Below are 18,495 nucleotides of genomic sequence, written 5' to 3'. Positions count from 1 at the left end.
GATAACGCGGAGCCGGCCCCGACGGCCGGGCGGGCGCAGCGTGTGTTCAGCGTTCGTCGGCCGGGTCGGGTGCGCCCTGTCGGCCGGTCGGGGCGGGGGTGTGCGGCGGGCGGTGAGGGAGGAGCACGGCGGCGGTGAGGCCGATGAGGCCGACGGCTGCCAGGGTGATCATCGCGGCGGCGTACGCGTGGCTGGTGAGGCCGGCGACGAGGATGGTGCCCGCGATCGCCGTGCCGAGGGAGGAGCCGAGGTTGGACACGCTGCGGGACAGGCCCGAGATCTCGCCCTGCTGGTCCTCGGCGAAGCTCGACTGGACGATGTTGACCGACGGGGTGAGCATCACGCCCAGCCCGAGGCCGATGAGGAGCAGTCCGGGCGCGAACGCCCAGGGGTTGGGGGAAGCGCCGACCACGACGGTCAGGACGATGATGCCGGCGATGGTGGTGACGAATCCCGTGAGGATGAGGGTGCGCTGGGCATGGCGCTTGGCGAGGCGTTCGGCTGCGAGGGAGGACACGAGGATGCCGAGGGTGGCCGCCGTGAAGATCACTCCGGTCTGGATCGCGTCGTAGCCGCGGACGACCTGTAGGTAGGAGGCCACGGAGAAGGACACCCCCATCAGGAGCAGCCACTGGGTGTTCTGGGTGACGAGTCCGAGGTTGGAGGTGCGGCTGCGGAACAGGCTCGTGGAGAGCAGTGGTTCCTTGCCTGCCCGTTCTCTGGCGCGGACCCAGCGGAAGAAGGCGAACAGGAAGAGCGCGCCGAGGGCCAGGAGCGCGAGCATCAGCCAGCCGTTGTCGTCGGCGGCCAGGATGCCGGTGACGACCAGGACGAGACCGACGGCGGACAGGACGGTGCCGACGGTGTCGAACGGGCGGGTCGGGTCCGGCGGGAGGGGGTCCTCGATGTGGCGGCTGAGGACGATGATGACGACGATCACGAGGGCCTGGAACACGAAGGCGGCCCGCCAGCCGATCGCGGAGGTGATGAGTCCGCCGATCAGCGGGCCGGCCGCGGCGCCGATGCCTCCGAGCGCCATGATCGTGCCGAATGCGCGGGCGCGTGAGGTCATGTCCGTGAAGAGCAGCGTGGTGAGGATGTAGACGGGCGGGATGAGCAGGGCCGTGCCGACGCCTTCGAGGATCGAGTTGCCCAGGATGAGGACGCCGAGGCCCGGTGCGGCGGCGCTGATCAGCGCGCCGACGCCGTAGACGACGAGGCCGGTGAGCAGGCACCGTTTGCGGCCGTAGCGGTCGGTCAGTTTGCCGCCGGGGATCATCAGGGCGGCCATCACCAGCAGGAAGATGGTGATGGCCACCTGGACGCCCTGCACGGTCGTGTCGAGGTCCTCGCTGATGTCGTTGATCATCACGTTCATGTTGGAGCCGGCGAAGCTGCAGATGAACTGGGCGAGGGCGAGGGGGGCGATGACCCGCCGCAGGGCGGCGGGTGTGGCCGGGGCGGGGTCAGCCATCGGCGCCGCCGCGTTCCGCCTTGTCGAGCTGCTCGTCGAGGGCGATGGCCGCGGCCACCAGGGCGAGGTGCGTGAACGCCTGGGGGAAGTTGCCCATCTGCTCGCCGGACGGGCCGATCTCCTCGGCGAACAGGCCGACGTGGTTGGCGTAGGTCAGCATCTTGTCGAAGGCGTAGTGGGCCTGCTGGAGGCGGCCCGAGCGGGCCAGTGCCTCGACGTAGAGGAAGCTGCAGAGGTTGAAGGTGCCTTCGGAGCCGCGCAGTCCGTCCGGGGAGGCCTCGGGGTTGTACCGGTAGACGAGGCTGTCGCTGACGAGCTCCTGGTCCATGGCGTCCAGGGTGCTCAGCCAGGCCGGGTCCGTGGGAGAGAGGAATCCGACGCGGGGCATCAGCAGCAGGGAGGCGTCCAGGACGTCCGTGGCGTAGTGCTGGACGAAGGCCTGCCGCTGCTCGTTCCAGCCGCGTTCGACGATCTGCCGGAACACGGCGTCGCGCGCCTGCGCCCAGCGGGTGGTGTCGGCGGGCCGGGAATGGAGGGTCGCGAGTTTGATGCCGCGGTCGAAGGCGACCCAGGTCATGAGGCGGCTGTAGGTGAATTCCTGCTGCCCGCCGCGGGTCTCCCAGATTCCCTCGTCGGGCCGGTCCCAGTGGTCGGTGAGCCAGTCCAGCACGTCGGCGAACGTCTTCCAGCCGCGGATTCCGCCCATCTCCCCGGCCTGGGACAGGGCGTCGGCGGCCTCGCCGTAGATGTCGAGCTGGATCTGGTCGGCGGCCGCGTTGCCCGCCCGTACGGGGGCCGAGCCCTCGTAGCCCTCCAGGTGGTCCAGGATCTCCTCGGTCAGATGGGGGTTCCCGTCGATGCGGTACATGATCTGGAGGGGCTCGCCCGAGGCGGTGCCGCCGGCCTCCAGGCGCTCGCGCATCCAGCGGCGGAAGGCCGCGGCCTCCTTGGTGAAGCCGAGGTCGGACAGGGCCCTGACGGCCAGGGAGGAGTCACGGACCCACGTGTAGCGGTAGTCCCAGTTGCGCTCGCCGCCGATCTGTTCGGGCAGCCCCATGGTGGCCGCGGCGATCGGAGCGCCGGTGGGGGCGTAGGTGAGCAGCTTGAGGGTGATCGCGGAGCGGTTGACGATGTCGCGCCACCGGCCGCGGTAGGTGGAGGAGCGCAACCAGCCGTGCCAGAACGTCCGGCACGCTTCCAGCTCCGCCCGGATCTCCTCGGCCGCCAGCTCGGCCGGGGCGGCGGCGCCGCTCGCGTCGGAGGTCAGGACCACGGCGGCGGTCTGCCCCGCGGTGAGGGTGCAGCGGGCGGTGAGGTCGTCGTCGTCGGGGTGGAGCACGAAGGGGCCGGCGACCTGTAGGTGCAGGTCGGTGCCGGGGCCGTGGAAGACCGCGGCCGCTTCGCCGGTCCGCTCCAGGGTGTGCGGGGCTCGCCCGTAGTCGAACCGCGGCCGGCAGGTCAGGCGGAAGTCCATGCTGCCGCGCACCACCCTCACCACCCTCACCAGGCGGTGGCGGTCCGTCGGGCCGCCGGTCAGGGGGGTCATGAAGTCGGCGACCTCGCCGACGCCGCCCGGCGCCATGAAGCGGGTGACCAGGACCGCGGTATCGGAGAGGTAGAGCTGGCGGACTACCGGCTCCTGCCCGCCGGGGAGGTGCGCGGCCAGCCGGCAGTAACCCCCGCGTTCGCTGTCGAGCAGCGAGGCGAACACGCTGGGGGAATCGAACCGGGGCGTGCACCACCAGTCGATCGTCCCGTCCGAGGACACCAGCGCGGCCGTCTGGAGGTCACCGACCATTCCGTGGTCGGCGATCGCCGGGTAGGCGCTCATGAGGATCTCCCGTCGTCGTTGGAGCCGTGGCGGCGTCCGACAGGACGGGAACACCGGGGCGTGTCCTCGGGAATCATCCGGACGTGGAGATCCGGACCCGAGTACGTCCCGCCACCCTGGGACGGGGGCCGCCGATCCGGCCGCCCGATCACACCTCCGGCGAGATGTGCCTCCTACTACGCCCGCACCGAACCCGGCCCGCCATGCCCGCAGGCGCATTCTGCCCGCAAATGTCCGGCAATGGCCGGATGCCACGCGGTGACCACCCGGGGCGACCGCCGCGCACCCTGCCGCGCTCGCCGCGCGGAGGCCGAGGAGAGGACCGCTGGCGCGGGGCCGGAAAGGGGTGGTGGTGCGGGGCGGGCTGGTCGAGGATCTCCGGCTATGGATACGACGTGGACGCGTGCGCGTGTGGTGGTCCCCCTCGCTCTGGTGGCGGGGGCTGTTCTGGGGGCCTTGGGCCCGGCCTTGACGCGGCCGAGGGGGGACGGCGGGAGGGAGGCTGTCGGCGGAGCGGCGGGGCACGTCCTGCACTTGGTGGCGAGCGCGGGGTGGTCCTGGGCGGCTTTCGCGTTCGCGATCGGGCTGGTGTGCCGGTCGTGGAAGCGGGCGGTGTGGTTGGCTCCGGCCGCGCTGATGGTGGCGGTGGCCGCCTACTACCTGGTGAAGCTGGGGCAGGGCGAGTTCCGGGTCTTCGATATGGCGGCGGGGAGCCGGCAGGTGGAGTCGTTGCCCGTCGACTGGGCCGGCTTCATCGGGCACGCGCTGGCGTGGTGGGTGGCGGCCTGCGTCTTCGGCCCGCTGCTGGGAGGGGCCGGAACCCTGGCGCGCCGGCCGCATCTGCGCGGACTCGCCTTCCGCCTGATCGTCCCGTTGATCGCGATGATCGACATGAACCTGCGCCTGCCCGGGGACCCCGAACTCGACGGAGCCGTCGCCACCGGCACCTGGACCGCCGTACGGTTCGCGGCCGTCGTCGCCTGTGCACTCCTGACGGCCTGGGCCCTCCACACCGGCATCCGCGCGCGCCGGACCGCCCGGCCCTGAAGGGGCAGTTCGCGTGCACGCGCCCGCAGGCCTGACCGGGACCGGCCGCGCCCGGCGAAGCCCCGGGTACGGCGGCAGGGCCCGGACCGCGCGTCGCGGTCCGGGCCCTGCCCCGTGCGGCGCCGCTCTGCGGCGGCGGTGCGTCAGCTCTGCGCGGTGTCCTCGCTCGCCTGCGCGGCCTCCTCGGCCGCGCGCGCCTTCTCGCGCATCTTGCGCACCAGCTCCGCCTTCTGGTCGGCCGCACCCTGGCGGTCGCGGTTGCGGTGCGGACCGTTGTTCTGCCGTTCGGCGCGGGACAGCTTCTTGCGCTGGCCGCCGCCCTGGCCCACGGGGTTGTTGATGTTCTTGCTGTCGGTCACGGGTTCTCCCGGTAATGATGCGAAGTGATCCAAGGGTTCATCGGCGCGCGTGTCCGCGGGTGGTCTCCGGTCAGCGGCGGCCGGTGGCCAGGATGACGAGGAACTGGCCGCCGCCGGCCTGGATGTCGGCGGTCACCGGCATGCCCGGTACCAGTCGGGAGAAGCGGTCCACCAGCCAATCCGCCGCCTCTTGGGCGTCCTTCCTGGTCGGACAACGGCCCACCATCTCGCGGCCCCCCTTGCGCTCCAGCCTCTCGGCAACGGCGATCAGCGGCGCGGGTTCGACGACGTACAGGCGCTCCGGCCAGGCGATGACCACCTTGACCGCACCCTTGCGGGTGTTGCACCCGCGGTGTGCGAGCCGCTCGGCGACCTTGGCCTTCCGGTCGGCGGTCCGGCTGTCGACGCTGGGCCCCCGCGGGTCGTTCACCGACTCGTCGGGATCGACCGGCTCGTCACACACCCAGCACCGCCAGCCGTCACGCTCTGCTACATCATCAAGGAGACTCATCCGAGCAAAGTTACCCGCCCGGCCGCCACCCGCGTACCAGGGTGTGATCGCGTAGGGTCTTGCGGACCCGCGCGGGCGGGTCACACGTGTCGGTGAGGGGGGATCGTGGCAGGTGAACGGCTTGACGCGGAGTGGGTCCGGTCCTGGTGGGAGCAGGCCGATGCGGCGCTGACGGAGCTGATGCGGTCCTTCCTCCCGGCGCACGGCTTTCCACCCGGCCAGAACTCCGTGACGCTCGCCACCGACGACAGCCACCGGGCGACGGACGCGCTGGTGGACCTGACGCCGATCCCCTCCGACCTGACCACGCTCTACTGGGTGATCAGCGAGGCTTCCCTGCCCGATGTCGACAGCGGGTACTTCGTCCACTCGCCCGCGAAGACCGCGGAGGACTTCCGCGCGTACGGTCCCGCTCCGATCGCCGGCGAATGGATCGCGCTGGTCTTCGCCGGCGACGGCGGGGGCCACCTGTTCGCGATCGGAGACAGTGGACGGGTCTGGAAGTCCACCACGGCGTCCTGGTTCGACGACTTCGAGCTCGCCGCGGCCAGCTTGCAGGAATTCCTCGAACAGCTCGGCCGACGGATCGCGAACCAGCCCTGATCACGGCCGCGACGGTGGGACCCAGTCCCGGGTGAGCCGCCAGGTGGTGCGGGTGACTTGCACGGGCCCAGTACGTGCGCAGCGGCGCCCCGCTCCCGCGATGCGCGGGAGCTGGGCGCCGCTGCGTGATGGTGTCCTCAGAGCAGGGCGACCGAACTCGCCCGGTCGTTCATCGCGTCCCCAACGTACGAGGTCGACTGCTGGTACTCCTGTTGGATACCGGAGGTGTTGGGGGCGTCCCACAACTCCAGCCAGCAGGACAGCGTGGTCAGCGAGCTGACGGAGTTGTTCCAGGTGCCTTCGAGGTTGATCTGGGCGTCGCGGCCGTTGCCGCTCTGGCAACCGCTGCCGCCCGTCAAGACCAGGGCGGAGCCACCGTAGTTCGAGTCCGTGTAGACGACGCCGAGCTGCGCGTCCTGCGCCCCGGCGGTGTCGGCGGAGGCCTTGAGACGGTCGGCCAGCTTCTGGTCGATGTGCTTCGCCGACAGCGGCGCGTCGGTGATCCGTCCGTGAGTGGAGGCGGTGATCGCCTCCTGGAAGGTGCCGTAGCACCGCATGCTGCCTGAATCGATGTTGAGCACGCAGTTCCTCGGGGCGGGCGCCGCGTTCGCGGTGGCGGCGCCCGTACCCAGGGCCAGGATGGTGGTAGCTGCTGCGATGGCGATACGTGACGTACGAGCAAACATGGGTCACTCCGGTCTCGTGGAGGTTCTACCAACACGGTGGATGCTTCCCGCTCCGTTCCGCATGAGCCAGGGGCACATTCGGCCAGGGTCGGTGTATGCGCCATGTGTTGCTGCGGGCCGGTGGGTGATGCGCCTCGCCCTGCCTGCTTCATGACCTGCCGTGACACGTTGGGCGGTCATCGGCCGGAGCCCGGAGCAGAAGCCGGATAACCGGCGCGAACTGTTCGAAGCCACGCCTTCCGGACCGTCGCCTACGGAAAGGGCCGGAACCGGTCGGGCAGGGCGCTCACGTCACCAGGTGGAGCGATGTCTCCGCGATGCCCAGCCGTACGCTCTGGCCCCAGGTCAGTGCCAGGGCGTCGCCCTCCATCCCGTCGCCGAAGACCACGATCCGGTCCGACTCCACGGTCAGCCGCAGTCCCTGCCCCCGCCCCAGCTCGCCGGCGACCTTCGTCGTTCCGGTCGTGGGGGACGGCCAGGCCTCGCGTACGAACCACAGGAGCCGCCGGTCACAGGGTGCGGGCAGCCCCTCCAGGCTGCCGCGTTCCAGCCAGAGGGAACGCAGCCAGCCGGTGGCGCCCGTGCCGGTGCCGACCAGCACCCCGGAGGACGCCTGGGCCTCGCCCGGGCCCTCCTCGCCCTCGGAGCCCAGGCGGTAGCGGGCCGTCTGGTGACCGGGCGAGCCCAGGTAGATCTCGTTCAGCGCGACGAGGCGCTGGGTGTCGTCGGCGACGGCCTCGACCATGGTCAGCTCCTCCGCCCGGCCGCCGGCGGTCGCCGCACGCAGGAGCGCGGGCGCGTCGGCGCAGCGGTGACGGACCAGGACGCCGGGGTTGCGCCCGGGGTCGGTGTCGATGCCCACCACCGGCTGTCCGTGCAGGTACTTCGCGGTGTTGGCGACCAGGCCGTCCTGGCCGACCACGACCACCACGTCCTCCGGGGCGAACAGGAAGCGGTCGAGGTCGGCCCGTTCCACCCGGGAACTGCGCCAGGTGAGCGGTACCGCCGCCGCCACCTCCCGCAGCGCCTGACGCGTGCGGTCGTGGCGGCGGACCACCTCGTCGATCGACCGGCCCCGGCTGGAAAGGAAGAACGCGGCCTGCCCGTGCGTCCCGTGCCGGGCGAGCAGTTCCTCGTACTCGGTCCTGCGGTGCACGACCACGGCCCGCGGGGCCAGACTCACTCGCCCGAGCCGCCTTCCGGACGTCCGAGCCTGGTGAGGAGCCCGGTGAGGACGTCAGGAGAGAGCGTGATGCTCTCGATCCTCGGCAGGTTCTCCGCCAGCCGGGTCGCCGCCAGGGCGTGCAGCGTGCCCGGGCCGGCTTCGTCGTGCACGCGGAGCCAGGCCGCCTGGACCTCGGCGCGGGCCGCGCCCGTTTCGCGCGCCGCCTCGGCGTCCGCGCGGGCCAGGCGGACCTTGCGGGCCGCCTCGGTCTCGGTCCGTACGCCGTCCGCCGCCGCCTTCTCCTCGGCTTCACGGCGGGCGTTGGTGCCGCGCTGGTCGATCAACTCTTCCTCGCGTCGCGCCAGTTCGATCTGGCTGGCCAGCTCGTTCTCGGCGATGGCGCGTTCACGCTCGACGGCGACGGCCCGCCGTTCGTAGGTGGCCCGGTCCGCTTCCTGCTGGATCTGCTCACGGGCCGGGGTCCGCAGCGCGCGCTCGACCTCGGCCTCGGGGCGGATCGCCACGACCCGTACGGCCACCACCTCGATGCCGGTGGCCGGAAGCCTGGGCTCGGCGGCGAGACCGGTGGCGACCCGCTCCCGTACCGAGGCGACTCCGTCCACCAGGGCGACGGCCAGCGGAGTCCGGGCCAGTACGTCGAGCGTGTGCTGCTGCGCGGTCTCGGTGAGGAGCGTGGCGATCTGCTCCAAGGGCGCGCCGCGCCAGCTTCCGGTGTCCGGGTCGACGGAGAAGTCGAGCCGGTCCGCGGCCTCGGCCGGATCGCTGATCCGGTAGGTGACGGTGGCCTGCACGGCGACGTCCTGGAAGTCCGACGTGCGGGCGTGGAACGCCATGGCCAGTTCCCGGTCATCGACCGGGACTTCGGACAGCGCGGCCGACAGCGACCGGTACCAGAAGCTGAGCCCCCGCCCGTCGTGGACGAGTCGGCCGCGCTTGTGGTGGCGGATGTGGGTGGTGGGCGCTGAGCGCAGATGGCGCCAGCCGAAGCGCCGGGTGATGTCGGCCATGGCTTACTCCCTTGATTTCGTCAATGCGACGATAATCAGCCATGCCAATATCGTCAAGAGGACGAAAAGGGGAAAGGGGTCTTTCGGGGCGGCGTCGCCGACGGGCGGGCCGGTCGCCGTGGCCGGGACGATGCCGTGCACGTGGCGCCGACCGGAATGAACCGGGGCGACGGGCTGTTGGCAGCACAAATGACCGATGATCTTATGAGGCCCGGTGGGGTCCACCCGCTGCTGGCCGGCCGATTCAGCCCGTACACGTTCGACCCGTCGGCCGGAGTCGACGACCGTACCCTTGATCTGTTGCTCGAAGCGGCCAGGTGGGCGCCCTCCGCCGGGAACTCCCAGCCGTGGGGGTTCCTGCCGGTCAGGCCCGGTGAGCCGGATTACGAGCGCGTGGTGCCCCGCCTTGCGGCCAGCTCCGCCCGGTGGGCCATGGACGCGAGCCTACTGATCGTCACGTTCACCCGCCGGTACTCCGACGACTCGGAAACCCTCTACTCCGAGTTCGCCGACTACGACCTCGGTCAGGCCGTGGCCCACCTGACCATCCAGGCACAGGCGATGGGACTGTCGTCCCACCAGTTCCGCGCCTTCGACCTCGAGGCCCTCACCAAGGAACTCGACCCGGATCCGGGCTGGGCGATCGTTTCCATGATCGCCGTGGGCAAGTCCTCCGACGCCCCTCCAGCCGTACGGGCACGGCGCAGCACTGCCGAACTCCGCTCGGCTCCGTGGTCCACACCGTCATAGAACGCGAAGCGGTGCGCCGGACCGTCCGGATGGAGGCCGGCCAGAAGGCGCGCACGGCCTACCCTCGGACCGACCCGCAGACGGATTTCCAGCCCTCCTTCCAGCCTTCGACAACGGCCGCACCGGTCACGGCAGTTGCGGGGCTGGGCGCGGGTTCCCGCGCGGCAGCGCGGACGACGGCGACGGCCTCGTCGGCGCCCGCCCGGTCGGCGACGGACCGGTGGGACCTGGTCTCCGACGAAAGCGGGCGCCGGGCCCTGCGGGCTCGCCGGAAGGCAGCCCCACCACTGCCGTCGTCACCTACGAGGCTGCTCTGTTGCCCTTGGGACGAGACCGTGTGACGCCGATGATCAGCGACGAACCCAGTGCGAGCGCTGTTCCCGCCGCGCCGAGGGTCCAGGTCGCAGCAGCGTCCGTGCCGGTCTCCGCGAGCCGTCCACCTGTCCTGTCACCCGACCGACCGCCCATCGGCATACCCCCGCCACCGGTCCCGGCACCAGGAGCAACCGCGCCGGGGTCGGGGGCACCAACGCCGCCGCTCTCCTGGTCGTCACCTGTCTCACCGCCGGGTCGCTCGGCTCCCGGTTCCTCGACTTCCGGTTCCTCGACTCCGGGTTCTTCACCGCCCGGCTCCTCACCGCCCGGCTCCTCACCACCGGGCTCTTCCCCGCCCGGCTCCTCACCGCCCGGTTCCTCGCCGCCTTCAGGTGCGACGATCTTGGAGGCCGCCCACTCCGACAGGCTGTCGTCGCCGATCATGGTGGCGGTGACGAAGAAGTTGATGAGCGGGGCCTTGTCCGTGAACGCGAGGCGGACCGGCACATCGGTCCGGGCCGCCGGGAAATCGAAGAGCGCGCCGGGCAGCACCATGTCGAGGTCCCCGAGGTCGGGATCGCTGACGAGGGGGGCTTCCCGCCACACACCGCCCGCGAAGAACTGGGCGCGGACATCCCGTCCCGGGATCAGATCCCCTTCGTCGACCACGTTGAGGGTCAGCTGGATGTCGTGTCCTCCCCGGGGCTGTCCTGAAGCATTGGTGACGACGACGGAGAACCCGCCCCACCCTCCCCCCGCCACGAAGGAATCCGGGACCCCTTCCGTGTGGGCCGTCAGGCCGTCCACCGCCCGAGCGGCAGGAGCCTGTGACGGATCGTTCACCCTGCCCGTGGCATCGCCCGGGGCCGGCAAGCCCGCCGACGGCTCAGCCCTCTCGGTCGTCTCGGCCACCGGCGCCCCGACTGGGGGCGTGCCAGCCACGAGTTGACCGACCGGAATCCCGCCGACGGCCGGTTCACCGATCGCGGGGCGAGTCGGCCGTGGTTCCGTCGCAGGCACCTCGACCTCATCCTCATCCTCGACCGGGGCGCTCTCCCCGGGAGTCGGAGCGGCGCCGACGGGAAGGTCCGGGACGGAGACCGCCGGACGGCGAACCTCATCCGCCGTCGCCGAACCCGCCATCAAAGCCGTGGGGCCGACTACAGAGGCAGCGGCGAGAACAGTCATACGTTTCAGATTCACAGGAGCTGTCGATCCTTCACATCCGCGGGTGCAGTCCTGTAAGCCTCACAAGCCCCCGTATAGCCCGGTAGATCACATTCCTCCATGACCCCATAAAAATGGCCTATACCAGGATTGGTCCCCCACTCCGATCCCCTCCCCGGTACGGTGACGCCCATGAGTGGTGGGCAGCCGAACCTGGACGAGATCGAGGCGTGCTTCGTCGCCTTGGCCGAGGGGCACATGAGCCGTGAAGCGGCTGACCGATGGGCCGGGCGGTGGGTCGTCGACGACACGCTCGACTGGGACGAACTGTCTTGGTGGGCACTGGGTCTTCTCTACGGCATCGATCTGCGACCGGGGCCCGGGGAGCCGTACCTGCACGACGACGAACAAGTACGGCGATGGCTAGAGGAGTTCCGGCGCCGCGCCGGGTGACACAGCGTCTGCTTCCAGGGCTTCGACTCGCTGCATCCGAAGCCCAAGGGTGGCCGGCCCAAGGTGTTCGCGCCGGCCAGGCCGTCGGACACGGGCAGTCCGCCGCTCACCGGTGGCCGCCCGGTGGCCACGGGCTCGGCGGGAGTTGGGCGGCCAGGAGGGTCAGGCCGCGGCGGAGCCGGCGGAAGTAGGTGGCGCGGCTCAGGTGCAGGCCGTGGGCGATCTGGTGGTGGGTGCGCGACCGACCCAGGTAGTACGCGGCCAGGATGGCGCCCGCCTCCCTGTCGGTGGAGGCCGAGGAGGCGGCGAGGGCTGCCACGCGGTCGGTCAGCCAGGCGCGCAGCCGGGGCGGGGACGACAGATCCGGCAGGGCCAGCAGGGGGCTCCCGGCGAGGCCTCCCGGGTCCCGGAGCCCGGCCAAGGCCCGGCCGACCAGGGCCGGCAGGTCCCGGCCCGTCAGGGCCGCGAGCCCTGCCCCGGTCGGGGGTACGGTCCCGGGGGGAACGCCAGGGCCGGTGCCGACGCGGCGGATCCACCCGGCGAGGCCGGTGGCGGTGAACTCCTGGCTGTAGACCTCCGGGCGGCGCCCGCACCGGTACACGTCGTCCCGGATGCCGCCGTGCCGGCGGAAGCTCAGCGCGTGCAGCAGGCTCTGGTAGTCCGGGCTCGCCGTGGAGACGAGGAGGTGCCCGGCGAGGGTCGCCTGCACCAGGATGTGGCGCAGCATCTGCGCGTGCGCGCCCGCGTCCGCACCGTACGCCGCCCCCAGGAACAGCCCGGGCCCGCCCCCGGCCGGCGGTCCGCCGCCGGGGCTGCCACCCTCGCCGGCATCCTCGTCGGCCGCCGGCCGGGGTGCGAGGAGGCCGGGTGCGTGCTGCTGGAGCAGCGGTTCGATGCCGTCGGCGGTGTCCGGGCCGACGGGTACGAGGGCGGCCAGCGCCACGGCCGCCCCGTCGCAGTCCCGGGCCAGGTGGAACGCGGCGGGGGCCGACGCCAGCCAGCCCTCCGTGACCCGCTCCGAACGCCGTGGGTCGAAGCCGTTGCGGACCGCCCAGCGGCGCATCAGCCGTCCGATGTCCTCGGCGTCGCCGGAGCGGGCGGGCCGGATCAGCGCATCGTCCTCGACCGGCGGGAACAGTGAACGCCGCAGGGCGGGTTCGCCGGACAGGAACAGCCCCTGCTCCACGATCCGGGCCTGATCGCGCGGGTCCCGGCGTTCGGTGAGCAGCGTCTGCCGGTACCCGGCCGCGCGCGTCCGGACGTCCCGGTGGGCTTGCGGCCTGCGCCAGGCGTAGGCCAGTTCGAACAGCGACCGGTACGGTTCGCGCACCGCCAGTCCGAGCGGCCCGCGCCGGACCACGCTCAACGCGGCCAGCGCGGAGAACACCTCCGGCCCCGCGGTGAGCAGCCGCTCGTCCCCGGCGCCCACGGTGGCCAGCAGCCGCAGCGCGTGCCGGTCCCGGCCGCCGGGCCGCGGCCGCTCTCGGTCGAGGAGCCCGAGCACCTCCTCCGCCACCGCGTCGGCGACGGCGCCGGGCGCGTCGGCGGGGGTTCCGGCGAGGAGTTCCCGGGCGGCCAGGACGGCCGGCAGCGGGTGCCCGCCCGCGAGGCGCACCGCCAGCGCCACCGTCTCCTCGTCCTCCAGACCGGCCGCCCTGACGAGGTCCTCGACGTCCTCGGCCGGCCACGGCCGCAGCGGTACGAGGGACGGCGCGTACCGGTCCGCCCAGCCGGGCAGCCCCCGCAGCGGCCGTCGGCTCACCACCAGCACCGACGGCGCCCCCGATGCCCATCTCCGCCGCCCCGAGGTCCCTACGAACCCCCCGGCGCCCAGCAGAGCCGGGGGCCCCGGAGCGTCGAAGGGGCGGGGCTCCGCCAGCGCCTCGGTCACGGCCTCGGCCTGGCCGGGGCCGTCCACGCTGTCGACCAGCAGTACTCCGCCCCCAAGTGCCCCGTCCCCCTCCGCTGCCCGGGCGAGCAGCCCCCGTACCCGCTCCGCGGCGGCGGGGGCCGGCAGCCCGCACAGGTCGACGCGGGCGGCCACGGGCAGCCGGCCGGCCAGTGTGCTCTTTCCGCTGCCGAGGGGGCCGCAGAGGTTGACCACGGAGTGCGAGGCGAGGGCGGCTGACAGGGCGCCGAGGCCCGGGGGGATCTTCACGGTCCCCGGACGATACCCATCCGGCGGCCGACCGGGTCAGCGGTCAACCAGCCGAACCTTGGCTGGAGTTGATACCACCGTGAGACTCCGCGACAGCGGCCCGCGGCTAGGGTCGCAATGACCGCGGGGCCCCGGCGGCGCACGTTCCTGCACGGCCACCACCTACCCGAATGGAGCCCGGAGTGAAGCTGGTTCGATGGCTGTCGACCACGGCCACCGCCCTCCTCGCCGCGACCACCCTGCTCACCGCGCCCGCCGCGGCGAGCAGCACCGCGAGTGCCACCGCGGTCACCCCCGCGCGCACCACCGCCGCCCCGGCCGCCGCATTGGCGCCCACCGCCCCCAAGTACTTCCTCGGCACCGGCTACGGCCCGTACAACATCGCCGTCGATGCCGCCTGGAACACCGCCTACGCGGCCGCCGTGAACGAGGGCTACCAGACCTCGCGTTGCGCCCGCTCGGCCGGCCCGGCCGCCAATCCGATCGGCGGCAACGGCTACTACCAGGTGCTCGTGGAGATCTACTGCAGCGTGCCGCCTCCGCCGGGCTCCGGCCAGATCACCGGCGTCCACTCGGGCAAGTGCGTCGACGTCAAGGGCGGCAGCCTCAAGGACGGCGCCCCGATCCAGCTGTACCAGTGCAACGGAACCGATGCCCAGGCCTGGCGGCTGGAGAGCGACGGCACCGTGCGCGCCCTCGGCCGCTGCATGGACGTCCAGTACGCCAAGACGGAGAACGGGTCCCACATCGGGCTCAACACCTGCCACCAGGGCCTGAACCAGAAGTGGGAGCTGCTGCCGGACGGCTTGCTGCGCAGCGTCCACTCGGGCAAGTGCCTGGACGCCCTCGGCTGGGCCACCGGCAACGGAACCCGCCTCGGCATCTGGGACTGCGCCCCGCAGCACACCAACCAGCAGTGGCGCGGCGCCCCCCTGGGCACCTGATTCCCCGCACCACCACCCGCCCCGCCTCCGTACGGCCCCCGGTACCCGGTCCGTACGGAGGCGGGTCCGTGCCACCGGTCCGGCAGGTCGTGAGGGCCGCAAGAAGGTCGGGACTACTTGTCGCAGGCGATGCCGTCGCCGTCCTTGTCGAGGGCGGACCGGTAGCCGGGCTGTCCCTTGCGGATGGGCGCCGCACCGGCCGCCTTGGCTGCGTCGCAGTTCTTGTAGGAGGCGCTTCCGCCCCCGCCGGTACCGGAGGTCCCCGTCTCCGCCTTGGGCGTGGCCGGGGCCCGTGTCGCCTCGGCGTGGAGGCGGGTGCCGGTGGCTGCCGGGCAGGTGCTGCCGGGCGCGACGAGGTGGAGGGTGGCGTCGGCGGGCGCCGCTCCGGCTTCGGGGCTCTGGAAGCAGACGCCCCAGTCGCGGTGGTACGAGGCGAGCGGCACATCGGTGTAGACGCTCAGCGCGCTGACCTTGGCCACCCCGGCGCCCTTGAGGGCCTTCTCGGCCTGATCGAACGGCATCGAGACCACGGTGGGCAGCGCGGGAGCCGCGCTCTGCGCCGCGGCCTTGCCCGGAGCGGCGGCGGAGGAACCCGGCGAGGCCGTCGCGGCGTTGGCCGCCCCGGCCTTGGCGTCGTCGGCAGCCTTGTCGTCGCCGCCGCCGGAGAACAGCACGATCAGGAACCAGAGCCCAGAGAGCACGGAGGCGACGATCTTCTTGCCTTGCGTCCACCGGGTCATCCAGGCCAGCGCGATCCCGAGCGGGGGCAGCAGCACGAGCGCGGTGATGATCACTGCCGTGCGCTGCCACCAGCGCCGGACGGGCTGCTGGGGGTAGGGGGCGTGTTGAGCAGGCGGCGAATACACGGTTCTCCTGGTGACGGTGTGACAGATGTTGAGACTGCAACCATTTTTGATCATGGCGTCGACGCAGGTCCGGTGCGGGGCGAAGCCGGCGGCGGATCGCGCACGGCCCGCCCCCGCTCAGCCCCGGACGGGATTCGCCTCACGGACCCATCGCCCAGCAGAAGAGCGGACCGTCCGTCAGGGGCTGACGCACACTGCGTCGGCAACAGTCAGAGCGAGCTCGGGGCAGACGCGGGGGCGACCGCGAGCGGGATCGCGGTGGCGAAAGTGCCGCCGTGGCCGACGGAACGCTTGACGATGGACATCGAGTCCCCCCTTGATGCGCCGTTACTGCGTACACCCAACGTTAGTTGATGAATACACAACGGCAGTTGAACACATGGGCCCGCCGTGATCAACCTTCCGGAGCCCTCATTCCCCACCGAAAAGGCGCCAGATGGTCCCCTCAGCATGTAAGGCGGCCCGTCAAGCCATCACTTCACCCGCCGACTCGGCGGATCCTCAGTCGAGGCAGAACTCGTTGCCCTCGATGTCCTGCATCACGATGCAGGACTCGTTCTCGCCATCGGCACGCATCGTTCGCACGTGTACCGCGCCGAGCGCCACCAGCCGGGCGCATTCGGCTTCGAGCGTGGTCAGGCGCTCCTCACCCACGAGTCCGGTGCCGGCCCGCACGTCAAGGTGCAGCCGGTTCTTGACGACCTTCCCTTCGGGTACGCGCTGGAAGAGCAGGCGCGGGCCCACACCCGAGGGATCGCTGCACGCGAAGTAGATCACCTGGTCCTCAGGCGGCAGTGAGCGATGGCAGTCCTCCCACGTGGCGAACCCCGTCGGGATCGGAGGTGTGACGTACCCCAGCACCTCGCACCAGAAGCCGGCGAGACGCGCGGGTTCCGCACAGTCGAAGGTCACTTGGAACTGCCTGATCGTGGACATCGGCGCACGATAACAGGGTCTCTGAGATGGGGCGGGGCACTCGGTCGGCTCAACGCAACCAGGCACTCCTCCGCGCTCCGTGCCAGGCTCGACAAGAATCGATCGCCCCCACCACACACAACGAGGAGTACCACCCTCATGGGCATCAAGGACGAAATGCAGGAGAAGGCTCAGAAGGCCAAGGACAAGCTCCAGGGCAAGCAGGACGAAGCCTCCCAGCGGGGCCGCACCGAGCAGGACCGCCTGCGCGAGCGCGCCGACGAAGCCCGTCAGAGCGGCCAGAAGTCCTTCGACGACATCCAGGACGACCTGGACGACCGCCGGTAGCAGGACGAGGTCCACGGCACCGGAGCCCGCATCCCCTGAGGGATGCGGGCCACAGCCGCGTCCGCCGCAGCAGCCTCGGCCCCGGCACCCCGGACCCCGCCATTCTGAGGATGTCGAGAACGTGCGACCGGCTCCGTCCCAGGAGCATCGGAGGCCGCCACCGGCCGCACGAGGAAGAAGGAGAGGCCAGCATGGCGATTCAGCGGATGGACAACGTCGGCATCGTCGTCGAGGACATGGACGCCGCCATCGCGTACTTCGTGGAACTCGGCATGGAGCTGGAGGGCAGGGCGGAGGTCAAGGGTGTCGTCGCCGACCAGTGCACCGGACTCGACGGCGTCCACTGTGACATCGCGATGCTCCGGACCCCGGACGGTCACAGCCGGCTAGAGCTGTCGAAGTACCGCAGCCCCGCGGCGATCAGTACCGGGCCGCGCAACCGGCCGCACAACGTCCTCGGCACGCACCGCGTCATGTTCGCCGTCGACGACATCGAGGACACCGTGGCCCGCCTGCGCCCTCACGGCGCCGAACTCCTCGGGGAGATGGCCCGGTTCGAGGACAGCTATCTGCTCTGCTACGTCCGCGGCCCGGAGGGCGTCATCGTCGGTCTGGCCGAGCAACTGCACTGAGAAGAAGCGACAACGCAGGAGGAGCACGTGGCCCAGCTGCTGAGAGTCCAGAACTTCAACGTCTCGAGTGACGGGATCGGCGCCGGTGAGGACCAGACCCTTGAGAGGCCATTCGGTCACGTCGATCCCGAGAGGCTGTTCGCCTGGGCCGGCGCCACGGCGAGCTGGCCCATGCGCACCGACCCCGGAGGGAGCCGGGGCCTCGACGACTACTTCACGCGGGACTACGCCCGCAACATCGGCGCCGAGATCATGGGCCGCAACAAGTTCGGTCCCCAGCGCGGGCCCTGGCTCAACCATGAGTGGCAGGGCTGGTGGGGTGACGAGCCTCCGTTCCACACCCCGGTGTTCGTCCTGACCCACCACGAGCGTCCTTCCTTCACGCTGTCCGACACCACGTTCCACTTCGTCGACGGCGACCCCGCCGAGGTCCTCCGGCAGGCCCGGGAAGCGGCGCAGGGCAAGGACGTCCGGCTCGGCGGCGGGGCCACGACCATCCGGCAGTTCCTCGACGCCGACCTCGTCGACACCCTGCACGTGGCGGTCTCACCGATGGAGCTCGGGTCAGGAGTACGTCTCTGGGAGTCCCCCGACGAGCTGCTCGACCGGTTCCACCTGGAGGTCGTTCCGAGCCCGAGCGGGGTGACGCACCACCTGTTCTGGCGGAAGTGACCTGCTCCCGGGGCCGGCCCCGGCCACGGCCCCGCGCGACGCCGGTCCCGGCGCCGTCGAACCCGGACGTCCGCACGCCTTCCGCTGCCCGTCGGGGCCGCCGTGGCAAGCTGACGATCGTCACGCTTCGTGCGCGGTACGCGCTGCGGCAGGGCGCGTCCTGCCGCCTCCAGCAGAGGAAGGACACCTCCATGACGATGTTGATCTCGTTCCCCGGCCCCAACCTGAAGTGGAAGGAACTGCCGGGCACGAGCGGGCTGGTGCAGTACGCCAACGTACGCGGCGACGTCCTCGGCGACGGACCGTACGAGGCGTTCCTGAGCGTCCGTGCCGGTACCGAACACGGGCCGCGGCTGCACAGCGTCGACCTGACCGTGGTCGTGCTGGGCGGAACCTACTACGTGGTGGACCACGGCAAGCTCACCGAGCACCCGGCGGGCTCCTACTTCCACGTGCCCGCCGGCCACCCGTACGAAAGCGGTGCCCGCCCCGGGCGGGACTGCCTGATCTTCCAGCAGCAGCCGGCCGGCTTCGACCTCACCCCTGCCTGACGCCCGGGGGCGACTCGACC

General features: G+C 71.6%; 20 protein-coding genes and 1 pseudogene. 10 read left to right on the top strand and 11 right to left on the bottom strand.

Going from position 1 to position 18,495, the window contains the following annotated elements; translation table 11 throughout:
• Positions 1-46: 46 nt before the first annotated feature.
• Positions 47-1,474: an MFS transporter gene (locus AC07B0_RS03790; RefSeq protein ID WP_478896537.1), complete on the bottom strand. Its 1,428-nt coding sequence runs from the start codon at positions 1,472-1,474 to the stop codon at positions 47-49.
• Entirely contained in the window at positions 1,467-3,305 is a 1,839-nt protein-coding gene (locus tag AC07B0_RS03785; RefSeq protein WP_478864923.1) for a glycoside hydrolase family 15 protein, read from the bottom strand. Before AC07B0_RS03785 ends, AC07B0_RS03790 begins: the two co-directional genes overlap by 8 nt.
• Before the next feature lie 537 nt (positions 3,306-3,842).
• Between AC07B0_RS03785 and AC07B0_RS03780 the strand changes: the two genes are divergently transcribed.
• Positions 3,843-4,352, top strand: coding sequence for a DUF6518 family protein (locus AC07B0_RS03780; RefSeq protein ID WP_478896535.1), 510 nt, complete (start codon positions 3,843-3,845; stop codon positions 4,350-4,352).
• 143 nt (positions 4,353-4,495) lie between these two features.
• Here AC07B0_RS03780 and AC07B0_RS03775 read toward each other — a convergent pair whose 3' ends face one another.
• Positions 4,496-4,711, bottom strand: a complete 216-nt coding sequence (locus tag AC07B0_RS03775; RefSeq protein ID WP_356880751.1) for a DUF6243 family protein — start codon at positions 4,709-4,711, stop codon at positions 4,496-4,498.
• A 70-nt stretch (positions 4,712-4,781) separates the two neighbouring features.
• Positions 4,782-5,222 carry a hypothetical protein gene (locus tag AC07B0_RS03770; RefSeq protein ID WP_215140860.1) on the bottom strand — a complete coding sequence of 147 codons (441 nt, stop codon included), beginning with the start codon at positions 5,220-5,222 and terminating at the stop codon, positions 4,782-4,784.
• 105 nt (positions 5,223-5,327) lie between these two features.
• Here AC07B0_RS03770 and AC07B0_RS03765 point away from each other — a divergent pair, with 105 nt between their 5' ends.
• A complete protein-coding gene (locus AC07B0_RS03765; RefSeq protein ID WP_356880753.1) occupies positions 5,328-5,825 on the top strand; it encodes a hypothetical protein in 498 nt (165 codons plus the stop codon).
• Between the two features lie 137 nt (positions 5,826-5,962).
• Here the strand turns inward: AC07B0_RS03765 and AC07B0_RS03760 are convergent, their stop codons facing one another.
• From AC07B0_RS03760 to AC07B0_RS03750, 3 genes are all read right to left on the bottom strand, one after another.
• On the bottom strand, positions 5,963-6,511 hold the full coding sequence (locus AC07B0_RS03760; protein ID WP_356880755.1) for a hypothetical protein: 549 nt from the start codon (positions 6,509-6,511) through the stop codon (positions 5,963-5,965).
• A 286-nt stretch (positions 6,512-6,797) separates the two neighbouring features.
• Positions 6,798-7,694, bottom strand: coding sequence for a hypothetical protein (locus tag AC07B0_RS03755; protein ID WP_478896532.1), 897 nt, complete (start codon positions 7,692-7,694; stop codon positions 6,798-6,800).
• Positions 7,691-8,704: an SPFH domain-containing protein gene (locus AC07B0_RS03750; protein ID WP_356880759.1), complete on the bottom strand. Its 1,014-nt coding sequence runs from the start codon at positions 8,702-8,704 to the stop codon at positions 7,691-7,693. The genes AC07B0_RS03755 and AC07B0_RS03750 overlap by 4 nt, the downstream gene beginning before the upstream one ends.
• Positions 8,705-8,860: 156 nt before the next feature.
• Between AC07B0_RS03750 and AC07B0_RS03745 the strand changes: the two are divergent.
• Together AC07B0_RS03745 and AC07B0_RS03740 are read left to right on the top strand one after the other, a co-directional pair.
• Positions 8,861-9,076, top strand: a pseudogene (locus AC07B0_RS03745) (nitroreductase family protein); the annotation flags it as partial.
• A 60-nt stretch (positions 9,077-9,136) separates the two neighbouring features.
• Positions 9,137-9,454, top strand: coding sequence for a nitroreductase family protein (locus tag AC07B0_RS03740; RefSeq protein ID WP_469382529.1), 318 nt, complete (start codon positions 9,137-9,139; stop codon positions 9,452-9,454).
• 300 nt (positions 9,455-9,754) lie between these two features.
• Here AC07B0_RS03740 and AC07B0_RS03735 read toward each other — a convergent pair whose 3' ends face one another.
• Complete coding sequence (locus tag AC07B0_RS03735) at positions 9,755-10,957, bottom strand: hypothetical protein (protein ID WP_478896530.1); 1,203 nt, start codon at positions 10,955-10,957, stop codon at positions 9,755-9,757.
• Positions 10,958-11,128: 171 nt separating this feature from the next.
• Between AC07B0_RS03735 and AC07B0_RS03730 the strand changes: the two genes are divergently transcribed.
• On the top strand, positions 11,129-11,389 hold the full coding sequence (locus tag AC07B0_RS03730) for a hypothetical protein (protein ID WP_469382503.1): 261 nt from the start codon (positions 11,129-11,131) through the stop codon (positions 11,387-11,389).
• A 106-nt stretch (positions 11,390-11,495) separates the two neighbouring features.
• Here AC07B0_RS03730 and AC07B0_RS03725 read toward each other — a convergent pair whose 3' ends face one another.
• Positions 11,496-13,547, bottom strand: a complete 2,052-nt coding sequence (locus tag AC07B0_RS03725) for a hypothetical protein (protein WP_469382504.1) — start codon at positions 13,545-13,547, stop codon at positions 11,496-11,498.
• A gap of 182 nt (positions 13,548-13,729) precedes the next feature.
• On the opposite strand from AC07B0_RS03725, the gene AC07B0_RS03720 reads away from it, so the two are divergent.
• A complete protein-coding gene (locus AC07B0_RS03720; protein ID WP_356880767.1) occupies positions 13,730-14,491 on the top strand; it encodes an RICIN domain-containing protein in 762 nt (253 codons plus the stop codon).
• Positions 14,492-14,604: 113 nt separating this feature from the next.
• Here AC07B0_RS03720 and AC07B0_RS03715 read toward each other — a convergent pair whose 3' ends face one another.
• Together AC07B0_RS03715 and AC07B0_RS03710 are read right to left on the bottom strand one after the other, a co-directional pair.
• Positions 14,605-15,357 (bottom strand): excalibur calcium-binding domain-containing protein, encoded by a 753-nt coding sequence (locus AC07B0_RS03715; RefSeq protein WP_469382505.1) that lies wholly within the window; start codon positions 15,355-15,357, stop codon positions 14,605-14,607.
• A 501-nt stretch (positions 15,358-15,858) separates the two neighbouring features.
• Positions 15,859-16,293: a VOC family protein gene (locus tag AC07B0_RS03710; protein WP_469382506.1), complete on the bottom strand. Its 435-nt coding sequence runs from the start codon at positions 16,291-16,293 to the stop codon at positions 15,859-15,861.
• A 138-nt stretch (positions 16,294-16,431) separates the two neighbouring features.
• Here AC07B0_RS03710 and AC07B0_RS03705 point away from each other — a divergent pair, with 138 nt between their 5' ends.
• The 4 genes from AC07B0_RS03705 to AC07B0_RS03690 all read left to right on the top strand — a co-directional run bounded on the left by AC07B0_RS03705 (position 16,432) and on the right by AC07B0_RS03690 (position 18,475).
• Positions 16,432-16,620 carry a hypothetical protein gene (locus AC07B0_RS03705; protein ID WP_356880772.1) on the top strand — a complete coding sequence of 63 codons (189 nt, stop codon included), beginning with the start codon at positions 16,432-16,434 and terminating at the stop codon, positions 16,618-16,620.
• Positions 16,621-16,811: 191 nt separating this feature from the next.
• Complete coding sequence (locus AC07B0_RS03700; protein WP_469382507.1) at positions 16,812-17,252, top strand: VOC family protein; 441 nt, start codon at positions 16,812-16,814, stop codon at positions 17,250-17,252.
• A 27-nt stretch (positions 17,253-17,279) separates the two neighbouring features.
• Positions 17,280-17,924 (top strand): dihydrofolate reductase family protein, encoded by a 645-nt coding sequence (locus AC07B0_RS03695; protein ID WP_469382508.1) that lies wholly within the window; start codon positions 17,280-17,282, stop codon positions 17,922-17,924.
• Between the two features lie 191 nt (positions 17,925-18,115).
• The gene (locus AC07B0_RS03690; protein ID WP_356880778.1) at positions 18,116-18,475 is read left to right on the top strand and encodes a cupin domain-containing protein; all 360 of its coding nucleotides are present in this window, start codon (positions 18,116-18,118) and stop codon (positions 18,473-18,475) included.
• The last annotated feature ends 20 nt before the right edge of the window (positions 18,476-18,495 follow it).

The sequence above is a fragment of the Streptomyces sp. NPDC044704 genome (genome assembly GCF_056433525.1).
The sequence above is the reverse complement of the archived record's forward strand: the minus strand, read 5'-3'. Positions and strand labels throughout refer to the sequence as shown.